Source organism: Streptosporangium sp. 'caverna' (assembly GCF_003203775.1).
GTDB classification, from domain to species: domain Bacteria; phylum Actinomycetota; class Actinomycetes; order Streptosporangiales; family Streptosporangiaceae; genus Streptosporangium; species Streptosporangium subroseum.
The window spans coordinates 13,568-27,708 of record NZ_CP029711.1; the positions used below are offsets into that span (position 1 = coordinate 13,568).

13 protein-coding genes and 1 tRNA gene are annotated in these 14,141 nt (G+C 67.5%); 7 read left to right on the top strand and 7 right to left on the bottom strand.

Annotated features, from left to right (window positions below; all coding sequences use genetic code 11):
- Positions 1-29 precede the first annotated feature (29 nt).
- Positions 30-2,594, top strand: coding sequence for a sensor histidine kinase KdpD (locus DKM19_RS00065; RefSeq protein ID WP_110693931.1), 2,565 nt, complete (start codon positions 30-32; stop codon positions 2,592-2,594).
- A complete protein-coding gene (locus tag DKM19_RS00070) occupies positions 2,591-3,259 on the top strand; it encodes a response regulator (protein WP_089213835.1) in 669 nt (222 codons plus the stop codon). Before DKM19_RS00065 ends, DKM19_RS00070 begins: the two co-directional genes overlap by 4 nt.
- A 343-nt stretch (positions 3,260-3,602) precedes the next feature.
- Here DKM19_RS00070 and DKM19_RS00075 read toward each other — a convergent pair whose 3' ends face one another.
- The gene (locus DKM19_RS00075; RefSeq protein ID WP_162641158.1) at positions 3,603-4,199 is read right to left on the bottom strand and encodes a class I SAM-dependent methyltransferase; all 597 of its coding nucleotides are present in this window, start codon (positions 4,197-4,199) and stop codon (positions 3,603-3,605) included.
- A gap of 302 nt (positions 4,200-4,501) precedes the next feature.
- Here DKM19_RS00075 and DKM19_RS00080 point away from each other — a divergent pair, with 302 nt between their 5' ends.
- From DKM19_RS00080 to DKM19_RS00100, 4 genes are all read left to right on the top strand, one after another.
- Positions 4,502-5,242: a DUF4118 domain-containing protein gene (locus DKM19_RS00080; protein WP_110693933.1), complete on the top strand. Its 741-nt coding sequence runs from the start codon at positions 4,502-4,504 to the stop codon at positions 5,240-5,242.
- Between the two features lie 232 nt (positions 5,243-5,474).
- The gene (locus DKM19_RS00085) at positions 5,475-8,156 is read left to right on the top strand and encodes an ABC transporter substrate-binding protein (RefSeq protein WP_162641159.1); all 2,682 of its coding nucleotides are present in this window, start codon (positions 5,475-5,477) and stop codon (positions 8,154-8,156) included.
- A gap of 279 nt (positions 8,157-8,435) precedes the next feature.
- Positions 8,436-8,900 (top strand): helix-turn-helix transcriptional regulator, encoded by a 465-nt coding sequence (locus DKM19_RS00095; RefSeq protein ID WP_110693935.1) that lies wholly within the window; start codon positions 8,436-8,438, stop codon positions 8,898-8,900.
- Between the two features lie 280 nt (positions 8,901-9,180).
- A complete protein-coding gene (locus DKM19_RS00100; protein ID WP_110693936.1) occupies positions 9,181-9,639 on the top strand; it encodes a GNAT family N-acetyltransferase in 459 nt (152 codons plus the stop codon).
- A gap of 172 nt (positions 9,640-9,811) precedes the next feature.
- Here the strand turns inward: DKM19_RS00100 and DKM19_RS00105 are convergent, their stop codons facing one another.
- The 6 genes from DKM19_RS00105 to DKM19_RS00130 form a co-directional block, all read right to left on the bottom strand.
- Entirely contained in the window at positions 9,812-10,108 is a 297-nt protein-coding gene (locus DKM19_RS00105) for a DUF6204 family protein (RefSeq protein ID WP_110705386.1), read from the bottom strand.
- 4 nt (positions 10,109-10,112) lie between these two features.
- Complete coding sequence (locus DKM19_RS00110) at positions 10,113-10,751, bottom strand: TetR/AcrR family transcriptional regulator (RefSeq protein ID WP_110693937.1); 639 nt, start codon at positions 10,749-10,751, stop codon at positions 10,113-10,115.
- A gap of 209 nt (positions 10,752-10,960) precedes the next feature.
- Positions 10,961-11,596, bottom strand: coding sequence for a bifunctional 2-polyprenyl-6-hydroxyphenol methylase/3-demethylubiquinol 3-O-methyltransferase UbiG (locus DKM19_RS00115; RefSeq protein ID WP_204358596.1), 636 nt, complete (start codon positions 11,594-11,596; stop codon positions 10,961-10,963).
- A gap of 194 nt (positions 11,597-11,790) precedes the next feature.
- Complete coding sequence (locus DKM19_RS00120; protein WP_369987710.1) at positions 11,791-12,273, bottom strand: DinB family protein; 483 nt, start codon at positions 12,271-12,273, stop codon at positions 11,791-11,793.
- Between the two features lie 231 nt (positions 12,274-12,504).
- A tRNA-Pro gene (locus DKM19_RS00125) sits at positions 12,505-12,578 on the bottom strand.
- Positions 12,579-12,609: 31 nt separating this feature from the next.
- Positions 12,610-13,533, bottom strand: a complete 924-nt coding sequence (locus DKM19_RS00130) for a metallophosphoesterase (protein WP_110693940.1) — start codon at positions 13,531-13,533, stop codon at positions 12,610-12,612.
- A gap of 80 nt (positions 13,534-13,613) precedes the next feature.
- Here DKM19_RS00130 and DKM19_RS00135 point away from each other — a divergent pair, with 80 nt between their 5' ends.
- Positions 13,614-14,069: a GatB/YqeY domain-containing protein gene (locus tag DKM19_RS00135; protein WP_110705387.1), complete on the top strand. Its 456-nt coding sequence runs from the start codon at positions 13,614-13,616 to the stop codon at positions 14,067-14,069.
- Positions 14,070-14,141: the final 72 nt, after the last annotated feature.

A 14,141-nucleotide genomic window follows, 5' to 3' on the forward strand; every position in this document is an offset into this window, starting at 1 on the left:
GCACGGTGCCTGCAGAGTGGAGTGACCAGGTGAGCACCGCACGTGGGCGGCTGCGGATCTATCTGGGTGCGGCCCCCGGTGTCGGCAAGACCTTCGCGATGCTCGGCGAGGGACAGCGGAGACTGCTGCGGGGCAAGGACGTGGTCGTGGGTCTCGTGGAGACCCACGGCCGCCCCCGCACGGCCGAGCTGGTCGAGGACCTGGAGATGATCCCCCGGCGGTCGATGATCCACCGGGGGACCGTTTTCACGGAGCTGGACGTGGACGCGGTCATCGCGCGCAGGCCGAGGGTGGCGTTGATCGACGAGCTGGCGCACACCAACGTGCCGGGTTCGCGCAACAAGAAGCGCTGGCAGGACATCGAGGAGATCCTCGACGCCGGGATCGACGTCGTCTCCACGGTCAACATCCAGCATCTGGAGTCGCTCAACGACGTCGTCGAGGCGATCACCGGGGTGCCGCAGCGCGAGACCGTGCCCGATGAGGTCGTCCGGCGGGCCAACGAGGTCGAGCTGGTCGACATGTCGCCCGAGGCGCTGCGCCGCAGGATGGCCCACGGCAACGTGTACGCGCCGGAGAAGGTGGACGCCGCCCTCTCCAACTACTTCCGGATCGGGAACCTGACCGCGCTGCGGGAGCTGGCACTGCTCTGGGTCGCGGGCAAGGTCGACGATCAGCTCGACCGCTACCGCGCCGACCACGGCATCGCCGGGACGTGGGAGGCCCGCGAGCGGGTGGTGGTGGCGCTGACAGGCGGCCCCGAGGGCGACACGCTGGTACGGCGGGCCGCCAGGATCGCGGACAGGACCAAGGGCGCCGACCTGCTCGCCGTCCACATCACCAGGTCCGACGGCCTGACCGAGGGAGATCCGGCCAACCTCGCCCGCCAGCGCGTACTGGCGGAGAGCATGGGCGGCACCTACCACCAGGTCGTCGGCGACGACGTCCCGAGGGCGTTGCTCGACTTCGCCCGGGGGGTCAACGCCACCCAGCTCGTGCTGGGCGTGTCCCGGCGCGGCCGGTTCGCCCAGATCTTCTCCCGGGGCGTGGGGATCACGGCGACCACGATGTCCGGCTCCATCGACGTCCACATGATCACTCATGACGAGGCGAGAAAGGGGCGTCGTCCCCCGTACTCCCGGGCCGCGCTGACCCGCAGGAGGAGGCTGGCGGGATGGGCGGTCGCCGTCATCGGGATGCCGGTGCTCACCGCCGTGCTGGTCCCGTTCAGGGACGTGCTGTCGCTGCCCAGCGAGATCCTGTTCTTCCTGGTCGTGGTCGTCGGCGTCGCCCTCATCGGCGGCATGTGGCCGGCCGTCACCGCGGCGGTCGGTGGCTCCTTCCTCATCAACTACTACTTCACTCCTCCCCTCCACACCCTGACGATCTACAACCCGGAGAACCTCTTCGCCCTCGTCGTCTTCATCCTGGTCGCCGCCGCGGTGAGCGGGATCGTCGACGTGGCGGCCCGCCGTACGAGGGAGGCGGCCCGGGCGACCGCGGACGCCGAGGTGCTGTCCACCCTGGCGGGCCATGTCCTGCGCGGGGAGGCGGCGCTGCCGTCCCTGCTGGAGCGACTGCGAGAGACCTTCGCGCTGACCTCGGTCACGTTGCTGGAGCGGATCGCCGAACCGGGCCCGGACGACCAGTCGGACCCCGAGGCCTGGCGGATCGTCGCCACCGCGGGCGGCTCCCCGTGCACCTGCCCGGGTACGGCCGACACGGACGTGACCATCGACGAGGACCTGGTGCTCGTCGTACGAGGCCGGCTGCTGGAGGCGTCCGACCGGCGGGTGCTGGAGGCGTTCGCCGCCGAGGCGGCCGTGGCACTGCGCCAGGAGAGGCTGAGGGAGGAGGCAGAACAGGCCAAGCCGCTGGCCGAGGCGGACAAGATGCGCACCGCGCTGCTCGCCGCCGTCAGCCACGACCTGCGCACCCCGCTCGCCTCGGCCAAGGCCGCGGTGGAGAGCCTGCGCAACACCGACATCCAGTGGAGCCCGGAGGATCGGCACGAACTGCTCGCCACCGCCGAGGAGTCCCTGGTCAAGCTCGACCGGCTGGTCGCCAACCTCCTCGACATGAGCCGCCTGCAGGCCGGGGTGCTCGGGCTGCAGGCGCAGCCGACGGGAGTGGAGGAGGTCGTGCCCCGTGCCATCGACGATCTCGGTCACCTGGCCGAGAGGATCGAGGGGAACATCTCCGTTGAGCTGCCCGAGATCATCGCCGATCCGGCGCTGCTGGAACGGATCCTGGTCAACCTCATGTCCAACGCGATCCGGTACAGTCCGGCCGGCCAGAAGGTCCTCGTCACGGGCAGCTGGCACGGCGACCACGTCGAGATCCGCGTCATCGACCGCGGCCCCGGCATCCCCCCTGAGGCGCATGATCGCGTCTTCATGCCGTTCCAGCGACTCGGTGACCGTGACAACCACACCGGTGTCGGCCTCGGCCTCGCCCTCTCGCGGGGACTCGCGGAGGCGATGGGCGGCACCCTCACACCCGAAGAGACACCAGGGGGAGGTCTCACCATGACCCTGACACTGCCCATCTCCTCACGGTCGCAGGCCGTGCTCGCCGTTGCGGAGGAGGGATGACCCGCATCCTCGTCGTCGACGACGAGCCCCAGATCCTGCGCGCGCTCCGGATCAACCTGGCCGCCCGCCGCTATGAGGTCGCGGTGGCCGCGGACGGCGGAGCGGCACTGCGCGAGGCGGCGGACTGGCATCCCGACCTGGTCATACTCGACCTCGGCCTGCCCGACATCGACGGGATCGACGTCATCCACGGACTGCGTGGCTGGACCTCGATCCCCATCGTGGTGCTCTCCGGCCGGGCCGGAGGCGCGGACAAGGTGGACGCGCTCGACGCGGGCGCCGACGACTACGTCACCAAGCCGTTCAACATCGACGAGTTGCTCGCCCGCGTCCGCGCGGTGACCCGGCGGACCGTTCTCCACGAGTCCGAGCTCGCCCAGATCCACATCGGCGACCGCGTCGTCGACCTGGTCAGCAAGACCGTCTCCGACGGTGTGCGGCTGACCCCCACCGAATGGCATCTGCTGGAGATCCTGCTGCGCAACCCCGGCAAGCTGGTCAGCCAGCGCCAGCTGCTGACCGAGGTGTGGGGGGAGAAATACCTCAAGGAGACCCACTACCTGCGCCAGTACATGACCCAGATGCGCAAGAAACTGGAGCGGGACCCGGCTCACCCGGTTCATCTGCTGACCGAGCCGGGCATGGGGTACCGCTTCAACCCCTGACCGCGATGTCCGTACGGCGCGGGACGGAAGCCCTGACCGCGATGTCCGTACGGCGGGACGGAGGGCCGGGCTTCTGATCGTTCACGCTCTCACCCGGGGTGAGCGGTCAGGACACCGTACGGCCCGGACCGCTGATCCTCGGGCGGTTTCCTCACGCTCTCGCCGAGGCAGGACGACAGCCATGACGCGGTGCCGCCTCGGATCTCCCTCAAGGTCGGTGAGACCCAGGACGCCGTATCGCCCGGTTCCTGACCGCCGGGCGGTTCCTTCACGCTCGTATCGAGGTCGGGTGACGCCCAGGACGCCGTGCCGCCCGGCTCCTGAGAGCCGGGCGGTCCGTTTCTCACATGGGTCGGGCGACGCCCAGGACGTGGCTGACATGGTCGAAGGAGAGATGGTCGAGCCGCTCGATGCCGAACCCCGCCCGCTCGATGGCGGCGACGGTGTCGCGGGCGGGATGGCAGCCGCCGCAGGCGCGTGCCCAGAGCGGGGTCGCCATGGCCTCGACCAGCGCGACCACCGCGTTGTCCGAGCGCTGGTGCTCGTAGAACCGCAGTTCGCCTCCCGGGCGGAGAACCCGCTTCACCTCGGACAGCGTCGTCTCCGGCCGGGGCACGCAGCACAGGACCAGCGAGCAGATGACGGCGTCGCAGGACGCGTCCTCGACCGGCAGGCGCATCAGATCTCCGTCGAGGATACGGACCGGCGTCGAGATCTCGGACGCGGGCAGCTCGGCCACCGTACGGAGGAAGGGGTCCGGCTCGACAAGGATGATCTCGTCGAGTCCTTCGGGGAAGCAGGTGAGCTTGATCCCGTCGCCGGCTCCGATCTCCAGAACGCGTCCGGTGAGGCCGCTCAGCAACTGCTCGCGCTGCGAAGTCGGACGGGACTCACATCCTCGTCCGGTGTATACGGGGCGTGGGTGGTGAAACTGCTCCATCCCACATCCTGGGCTGTTCCTGGTATGCGGGGGTTCGCTGTGCCCGGGGGCGCGCACCGCCATGTCTCCTCCTGAGGTCGGCGCTTTCAGTGTCGGACCAGTTCGACCTGGATGGAGCAATTGATATGAGGCTCTTACGGGCTTGGCGCTGATTCATATGGTTTCTTGATGCCGCCCGTGGATGTGGGGGAATTGGTCGGCCAAGCCGGAGCCGGGGTAGGGGAAGTGTGTCGGTCTTGGCATATTGGCATATAGGGCATGGGGCTAATGCCTCCAGGGCGTGAGGGACGGGGGTGCGGTTTATGCCTCGCCATCTGGACAGAGATCGTGTCGCGATCGTGGCCGCGGTGGTGGCGCCGCTGGTCGTCTCGGCGATACTCGTGCCGTTTCGCACAGGCTTCTCGAACACGAACGTGGCTCTCGTACTGGTCGTGATCGTGGTCGCGGTGGCCGCCAACGGACACCGCCTCGCCGGCGCGCTCGCGGCGGTGTCGGCCGCCGTATGGTTCGACTTCTTCTTCGCCCCGCCCTACGAGCGGTTCACCGTCACCAAGCCCGCGGACATAGAGACCGCCGTCCTGCTGCTCATCGTGGGCCTGGTGGTCTCACAGCTGGCCGCCCGGGTCCGGCGCCTGCGCGTGATCGCCATCACCGACGCCGATTACCTGGCCCGGCTCCACGACACCGCCGAGCTGGCCCAGTCCGCGAAATCACCCAACAGGGTGGTCGAGCACGTCACAGCCCAGCTGATCGACCTGCTGAGCCTGCGCGGATGCCGCTTCGAGTACGGTTCCCTGATCGGTCATCCACCCCGCCTCGAACAGGACGGCACCGTGGTCTGGGACCGTAAGAACTGGGACGTCGACCGGCTGGGCCTGCCGGACCGGGAGGTCGAGCTGCGCACGATCGGCAACGGCCACTTCTACGGCCGGTTCATGCTCGATCCCACTCCGGGGGCCGTCCCGCCCCTGCAGGCGCGCCTTGTCGCGGTGATCCTCGCCGATCAGGTCGGCGCCACGCTCGACACCGCCGGCAACGGCTGAGGCGGGGCGACCTCCTTCTCCGGGAAACGATCCGCGCCCACGCGCTGCGCTGACCTCATCGGGTGCGACGCCCATCAACCACCCGTTTGACGGAGCTATGTGATCGTTTCCGGGTGCATCCTTGCGGTTTCATATTGCACCGTATTTTTATCAACTTTTTTACCGAAAAATCAGTCAATATATGTAACTACTTCGATGATCAAGCTTGTCTCGTGCGGGCCCTGGGAGTGCTGTGGACGATCCGGAATACAAGAAGCACCGGCCACGCGAAGCGCTGGAGAGGTTGATTCGGAGACGGGGATTCTGGCGAGAGGATCCTCCACTTCCGGTCATTGTGATTACCGGATCGGAGGACAGCGCGATACGGACGGCGAGGTGGCTGGCCAAGCCCTTCGAGGACCATCTTCCATTCGCCGACATTCCAGCCGGGAGCGTCAAGGACCTTCCCGACCTGATCGACCGGCTCGCCGGCGAGAACGGTCAGCTCGGGGCGCCGGTCTCCGGGTCCTTCCTTCCCGCGCCACGGTTTCCGCTCGCCCAGTTCGTGCTCTGGGCGCTGGCCCAGCGAGACGACAGGCCCGAATACTGGGATGAGGCACAGAGAGGTCAATGGCCTCCGAATCCGAATTCCCGAGCGGGCCAGAAGGAGCTCAGGAACCGGCTCAAGGACCGGCGGTGGGATCAGGCCAAGGGCACCCAGCGTGCCCTGGTGACGTCGGTGGATTTTTTCGCGAGAGCCGCCCCCACGTGGGTGCCGGCTGGAATTGTGACCGCGCTGGGTGCCGACTGGATCGCCGGAGCGGCGGTGGCCGTGACCGGAACGGTGGGACAGGCATGGCTGTCGATCAGAGGGTCGATCTTCACCCGCTGGTTCGGGAAGCAGCGCTACCTCACCCGCAAGCCGTTCGAAAAGTTGTGGAATTACGGTCTTCGGGTGGCTCAGGCACCGAAGGACGAGGTCGAGCAACTGCTGGTTCACGCGATGTTCGAGGATCTGCGACAGGCTTACAGGAAGTGGCCGATCCCCTGGCCCAGTTGGGGCCGAGGGCTGTACTGCCTGCTCGTTCTGGAGTCGGGGAAACCAGGCTCCGTCAACGACCGGTTCCTGGACGTCATGAGGACGGTGATCGACGAAACGGGAAAGTTCGTCCCCCTGGTGATTCTCGCGGGCGTGCCCCAGGCCGATCCCATCGAGATGAGGTCCGTTCCGGAGGGAACCGTCCAGTCGTTCGGTGAGGTGGCCGCCAGATGGCGGCAGCTCGGTGACCTCCGAGTCCCGGCCCTGGGCATGGTACTCCGGACCTCGGGCGACCTCTCGAGCGTGCCGCACAAGCCGAGGCTGATTCCAGCCAGGGCCCGGGCGTGGTTCTACTGGGCGGTGGTCCTCTCTCTGGTGGCCGCGCCTCTGACCTATGCCGGAGTCGCCGCGCAGGGATGCGGCAGGGACCTGCTGGAGGAGTACGGACAGTGTGTCGGGCTCAGCGACGATCTCGACCGGATGAATCCCGACCCGCTCGTACGGGGCGTGCTCAAAGCCATCAACGATGAGAATGACCGCATCCCACCAGGAGTGCCGGTCGCGACGGTTTTTTATATGGGACCGCTGACGAAGAATCCCACGTCGAAAAGCGGCGACCAGCTCAACGGAGTCATGGGTGAGTTGGCCGGGTTGCTCACACATCAGCGCAGTTACAACAATGACATCAATGGTTGGGACGTGCGGGTCGAGTTCGCCAATGTCGGTCAAGATTTCCGCAGTGCGCGATACGCGGCGGAGGTGATCGAAGAGAGGGCGAAGAGTGACCGGAGCGTCGCGGCCGTGATCGGTCTGGCGTGGAGCAAGACGGAGACGCAGGAGGCCATCGGGGTCCTCGGTGGTGCCCAGCTTCCGATGCTGAGCACCACCAACACCGCGGACCGCACTCCCATGGTCAATGGCGGCACCTCGCCGTACTTCTTCCGGATGGCGGCGCCCAACTCCGCTCAGGCCAAGGCCATGGCGTGGTGGCTCGGACAGGGACTGTCGAATGGAGGGGCTGGGATACGGCCCGAGGAGGTGGCGATACTGGAGCAGGTGGATCCTCGTGAACGCGATCTCTACAGCCGTGATCTGACGGACGAACTCCGCGAAGCGCTTCCGGGCCTGCCCGAGTCGCTGCCTTTCGAGCAGAGGGACCCGTTGGACGATCAGAAGGACTTGACGGCCGAGCAGAAGGCCGCGTCGAACAAGCGGGAGAATCTGCTGAGTCAGGTGTTGGCGGCCTGTAAAACGAGAAAAGCCAAGGTCCTCGTGTACACGGGGCGCACCATGTTTTTGAACGAACTGAATCGCACCGTCGATGCGGAGTGCAGTGATTCGCCGGTGCAGATTCTGGCCGGGGATGAAGTGACGGTCACGATCTCGGACCCCGGCAAGTTGCCGGAGCGGCGACTGAATTTCGTCTCGCTGACCAACCTGCAACAGTCGGACCCATCGAGCAGCAGTTCCTATCTGAGTGCCATTGAAGACGTGGTCGGGGAGCTGTGGGGGAAAACCGATGTCTCAGCATCCCGTGTCCATGCACGCCTGGCCCACGACGCTCTTCTGGCCGTCACGTACGCACTCGGTGAGCTGAGCAAACAGCAGGGCCCCGATGCCATCAAGTCCAGCCTGGACGTTGCGGCGGGCGTGCACTACAACCTCCGCGGTCTGCGTGCCGGTGATTCCAGCACCGGGGTTTCTGGAGACCTCTCCATCGCCGGAGCCTCCGGACGGATCTCCTTCGACGCCGGTGTCGCCGATCACACGGCTATGCCGCGGATGCTGTGGCTGTTCTCGGCGCAAAAGCAGGAGAAAGTGCTGCTACACGGCACGTGCAAGGTCACATTCGAAGGTGTGCGGTGCCCGCCCGACGCTGAGCGTCCGGTGAAATGACGAGGACCGAGTGTGGCGAAGCGGGGACCGGATCGATCAGGAATCAAGAAGCGTGGGTCACGGAGCCACAACTAGCGTCATCACTATGGCTTCCATCGAATCCGTCACCCTTGAGGTGGCCGACCCCACCGCCGTCGGAAGTTTCCACACCGCCGCCTTCGGCTTGGACTCACAGGCGGGACGGAAGCCGCGGGCTCGATCATGACACCGGGCTCGGCATCGCAGTGACCACCCGGCGCGGCCCAGGTGCCCGCGGACATCAATGAAAGGAATTCCCTCATGTGTCATCCTTCGTGGACGCGCGCACTCACCGAGGCGCATCGCCTGAGCGACCTCACGCGGTTGCGGCGCGTCCGGGACCGGATCGACCGGGAGTACGCGCAGCCGCTGGACGTCGAGGCGCTGGCCCGCGGCGCGCACATGTCGGCCGGGCACCTCAGCCGCCAGTTCCGGATCGCCTACGGTGAATCGCCGTACGGCTACCTGATGACGCGCCGGATCGAGCGGGCGATGACGTTGCTGCGCCGGGGCGATCTCAGCGTCACCGAGGTCTGCATCGCGGTCGGCTGCTCGTCACTGGGCACCTTCAGCACCCGCTTCACCAAACTGGTCGGAATGCCACCCAGCGCCTACCGGCACCAGGCGGCGCGCGCGACGGTGGGGATGCCCTCGTGCGTGGCCAAGCAGGTGACCCGGCCGCTCAGGAATCGAGAAGCGCCGACTCCCGAGCCGCACCTGGCCTGACCGTCATGGACGTCACCGTTCACACTCCGCACAACGACCCGGGCGCATCCCCGGCCTTCCACCGTGGCTCCGCGGCACCTGATCCGTGTCCAGGAGCTGCGCTGAGGCGCACCGGAGCGCTCACCGACACCCTGGTGATGACGATCCACCAGCGCTGTCCCGACGCCGGGGTGATTCGTCACAGCGACGGTGAGTATGGAAGAACCGGTCACAGGTGAGCCGCGCGTGGCGTGATCGATCCAGATGCGACCCGTGAGCTCGGCCCCATAGCCTCGGCCTCATGAACGACCCCGCCCTCGTCCCCGACGACTTCGTCATTCCTCCGGACCTGGCCACCCCACGGTTCCGCCTGGAACCCCTGGGGCCGCAGCACAACGTCGCCGACCACGCCGCCTGGACCGGCAGCATCGAACACATCCTTGCGACCCCGGGCTTCCAGGACCGAGGATGGCCTCCCGCGGCCGGGATGACCCTGGAGGCGAACCTCGCCGACCTGCAGCGTCACGCGGACGACTTCGCTCAGCGCCGCGGATTCACCTACACCGTCATCGAGCCGGCCAGCGACGAGGTAATCGGATGCGTCTACATCTATCCCTCCCGCAGCGACGATCACGACACCGACGTGGCCTCCTGGGTCCGGGCCGACCGAGCCGAGCTGGACGCGCCTCTGTATGAGGCCGTGGCAGCCTGGCTGTCCAGGGACTGGCCCCTCGGGACGCTCAACTATCACCCGCGCTGAGACCACATTCGTCCCGCGGGGACCGGGCGTGGTTCTGTAGGCCGAGCAGCGACAGTGTTTGTCGGTCGGCTGTGACAGCGATCGTTTGCAGGAACAGGCGATGTCGCTGATAAGCAGCAGCGTTTTCGGACTTGCGGTGGGACGGAATCCACGTCCCGCCCTGGCTCGCGGGTCACATCCGGCGTCCCCTGGGACGAATCTTGATGTCGCGCATGTCGGTCACCGCGAGGTGCAAGATCTCATGCGGGTGCCCGTGCGTCTCCAGCGCGACCATCGCGCCAAGCGCCGCCTCGTCCTGGCCGTCGTCCGGGCCTGCCGGCACCTGGCAGCGGAAGGTGAAGGCCGTCACGCTCTGATCATGGGTGAAGGTCCCGGCCTCGGTATAGGCGGTGCCGCCCGCGGCCAGGACGGCGGCCCGCCCGGCGTCGTCGAGCCCGGTGAACTTCCCTCTGATCGTTACCCTGAACAACTGCTCATTCCTCTCGTACGGCATAGCCGAGGAGGCGCTTCCCCATGAGTTCCTCCACGGCGTCGATCAGCTCCAGCACTTCCGCGGCGATGACGTCTGGCCGCCGGCCGGCTGTGGTCCGTCCGCCGATCTCCGACAGGACCATGCTGTGCAGGCTGCCAAGCTGCCAGGCGACAGCCCGCGGCAGCGGGTCGCCGGGCGTGGCGCCTGTCTCCTGGGCCAGCTGGTCGGCCAGCTCGGCGGTCATCTGGTGGGCGAGTTGTTCCAGCCGCGCGGTCAGCGTGGGCGCGGCCCGCATCATCTCCAGCACGCGGCCGAACCCCTCGCTCAGCCCGAGCCTGCGCTCACGCCCGCGCACCTCCTGCCGCAGCCGCGCCAGGACCGCATCGGCCGCGGACTGTCCGGGCCGGCGCTCGCGCACGATGTCGGCCAGCCGCTGCGGTGAGGCCTCCTCCGGCGGCAGGACGAGGTCCTCCTTGGCCTGGAAGTAGTTGTAGACGGTGTTGACCGACACCTCGGCAGCCGCGGCGACCTCGGCGATCGTGACGTTGTCGAAGCCGTGCGCGACGAACAGGCCGATGGCCACATCGGAGATGCGTTGCCGGGTCTGTCGCTTCTTGCGCTCGCGCAGCCCTTCAGACATATGTGGAGTCTACTCCAAATTTGGAGTCGATTGCAGTTTGTGCCTTCCAAGCTGACCGGCAGACGCTGTCACTCGTCACCGACCTGATCACGGACACGTCGATCTCCGCGGGACGCCTCGCCTTCACAACCGGCTGTACGACCGAACGCACCATCCCGGTGAGCGCCACCGGTCAGAGCACGGCGCGACGCGCTGATGACCGGTTCAACCTAGCGATCGCGGATGGTCCCCGCCTGCAGTCCCAGGGAGGTCCATGTCACGCCTTGGCGCCCATGCGGATCATCGCGCTCCGAGAGGAGGATCACCTCCAGCCCGCATCCGCGGGCCAGATCGATCGTCTCCTCCGCGGAGACGGGGAACATGCGTCGGCCGATCGGGACGGGGCCGTGACGAAGGGAGAGGATCACTCGCCCACCGTCGTTGAGCAGGCTGACCAGGCCGGCCATCGCCGACGATCGCTGTTGCTCGTCCAGGTGCATCCAGACCGCGGTCAACAGGATGAGGTCGAAGCGACGCCCCCGCTCGCGGAGCCCCGCCAGCTCGGGCAGCGCGTCGTCGACCCACTCGATGTCCTGGTCGGCGTGGATCCGCTCACCCAGCGTACGGAGTTCGGCGGTGGGTTCGGCGGCGACGACCCGGTGGCCCCGAGAAGCCAGGGCAGCCGCATCGCGGCCACTGCCCGCTCCGATGTCCAGAACCCAACTCTGCCGCGTGGGAAACAGGTGGAGCGCCTCTCGGTGAACCTCCGCGAACGCCACGCTCTCGTACTGCTCGACGAGGGCCTCCGCCGCCTCGGCGTATCCGGCCGCGGAGTGCAACCGCTCGGACGATAGATCACTGTTCACAGGGCGGCACTCTACGGCTACCCTCACCTCCGGCCGCAGAGAGGGTCATCGGCTCCGAGGTTCGTGAGCCTGCCTGTGCCGGCGGTGCCACACGCGGTCACCCGGCCCCAACCTCAACGCGGGCGAGCCTCTCCGGTTTCGGGTAGCCCACGGGGACGCATCCGCGGCACGTGATCGGCGTTCGCGGCCGGCGGTCAGTAGTAGCCCTTTTTGCCGTCGAGGAGCTCCCGGACGGCATCCATGTGACCGGCGTGCCGGGCGGTCTCCTCAACCATGTGGATCAACATCCACCGCAGGTTCGCGGCGGCGGCGCGGAAGTCCGGGTGCCGGCCGACATCGTCCAGCGAATGGGCCGCGACGATCTCGTTCGACACCGCGCACTGCCTGTCGTACTCCTCGAGGAGCTGTGTGAGCGAGATGCCCTCGACCATCATGTCGGCATCCTCGGGTCCGTCCTCGAACTGAGGCCCAATGGCCGGTCGGCCCAGGAAGAGGACCTCGAACCAGCAGTGCTCGACCCAGCGCATGTGCGAGACGACACCCGCCATCGTCATAAGGGGGGAGTCCGGAAGGACGGATCGGTGCGCGTCCGCATCGGACAACCCTTCGCATTTCCAGTGAATGATCGCGCGCTGCATGTCGAGCCAGCCGACAAGCTGAGTTCGCTCGTCGGCCACGAAGGGAGGGCGATTGCGAAGAGGGGTCATGTGCGCCGACGCTACTTCAGCCCTGATCGCATCGCACCGTGTTTTCGGCCGAGGCGACCCGACCCCCCCACGAGTTCGAGCAGCCGACTTTTCCCTGCCCTGAGGGTGCCGGCGGCCTTGGCGCGTAGCCGGTCACCCCGTGAACGCAGAAGGCCGCTCCTGATTTCTCAGGAACGGCCCACTACCTCGGGAAAATCAACGTCGGGGTGACAGGATTTGAACCTGCGGCCTCTTCGTCCCGAACGAAGCGCGCTACCAAGCTGCGCCACACCCCGGTCTTTCGGTCTTGCTCGTGCTTGGGAAAGTCTAGCGGACTTCGGGGGTGCTTGCGTCGCCTCGGCGTCGGGGCACCAGCGTCAGGAGGGTGGCCTCGGGGTAGCAGGCGAAGCGGGCCGGAGCATAAGGGCTGGTGCCGAGGCCGGCGGAGACGTGGAGGTAGGCGGAGTCGTGGCGGCTCAGACCTTTGACCCGGGCTCGGTCGATGCCGCAGTTGGTGACCAGGGCGCCGTAGAAGGGGATGCAGAGCTGCCCGCCGTGGGTGTGGCCGGCGAGCAGCAGCTGGTAGCCGTCGGCGGCGAAGCGGGTCATGTTGCGGGGCTCGGGGGAGTGCATCACGCCCAGGCGCAGATCGGCCTCCGCGGGGGCGGGCCCGGCGATCAGGTCGTAGCGGTCGCGGTTGATGTGGGAGTCGTGGATGCCGCCCACGGCCACGTCGAGATCGCCGATCTTGATGCGGGCCGTGGTGTTGTTCATGTCCAGCCAGCCCTCGACGGCCATGCCGGAGCCCAGCTCCTCCCAGGGGAGCGAGGGGATCGTCTGCCTGTGATCGCCCTTGGAGGTGCGCCAGAGGTAGCGCGTGGGGTTCTTGGGCCTCGGCGCGTACAGGTCGTTGGAGCCGTAGACGAACAGGCCCGGGCGCGACAGCAGGGGTTCGAGGGCGTACAGGAGGGGGCCGACCGCGTCGGGGTGCGCGATGGAGTCGCCGGTGTTGACCACCAGGTCGGGATTGAGGGCGCCCAGCGAGCGGACCCAGTTGATCAGCATCCGCCTGCCGGGGGTGAGGTGCAGGTCGGTGAGGTGCAGGATGCGCACCGGGCGCTGGCCGGGCTCCAGGACGGGCACGTCGAAGCGCCTCAGGCGGAACGCGTTGCGCTCGATGACCGAGGCGTAGGCGAGGCCGGCCAGGCCGACACCGAGCAGGGACAGGGGCACCGCGGCTGCTTTCCTCACCCTCTCATCATGCCCGACATGAAGCCTTCGGAAGAAAACTTGGGATACAGGGAGGCTGGTGAGACGGCAAGATGGATCGCATGAGCGCATTGAAAGACAAGCTGAGAGCCGACCTCACGGCTTCCATGAAGAGCAGGGACGAGATCCGCACCCGGACGATTCGCATGGCCCTGGCGGCCGTGGGGGTCGAGGAGGTCTCGGGCAAGACGGCGCGCGAGCTCTCCGACGACGAGGTCGTCAAGGTGCTGGCCAAGGAGGCCAAGAAGCGCCGGGAGGCGGCCGAGGCGTTCAGTGGCGCCGGCCGTACGGAGCAGGCGCAGGCCGAGGTGGACGAGCAGGCCGTGCTGGAGGAATACCTCCCCGCCCAGCTCTCCGACGAGGAGCTCGGCAGGCTCGTGGACGAGGCCGTCGCCGAGAGCGGCGCCGCCGGGCCGCAGGCGATGGGTCAGGTCATGAAGGTCCTGAACCCGAAGGTCGCCGGACGCGCCGAGGGTGGCCGGGTGGCGCAGGCCGTACGGGCCCGTCTGTCGGCCTGAGAGCTCCCTGGAACCTCGGCGACGGGCTTCCGGGCCGCCGATGATCGAGGGCAACCGCGCGCCGCCGTACGG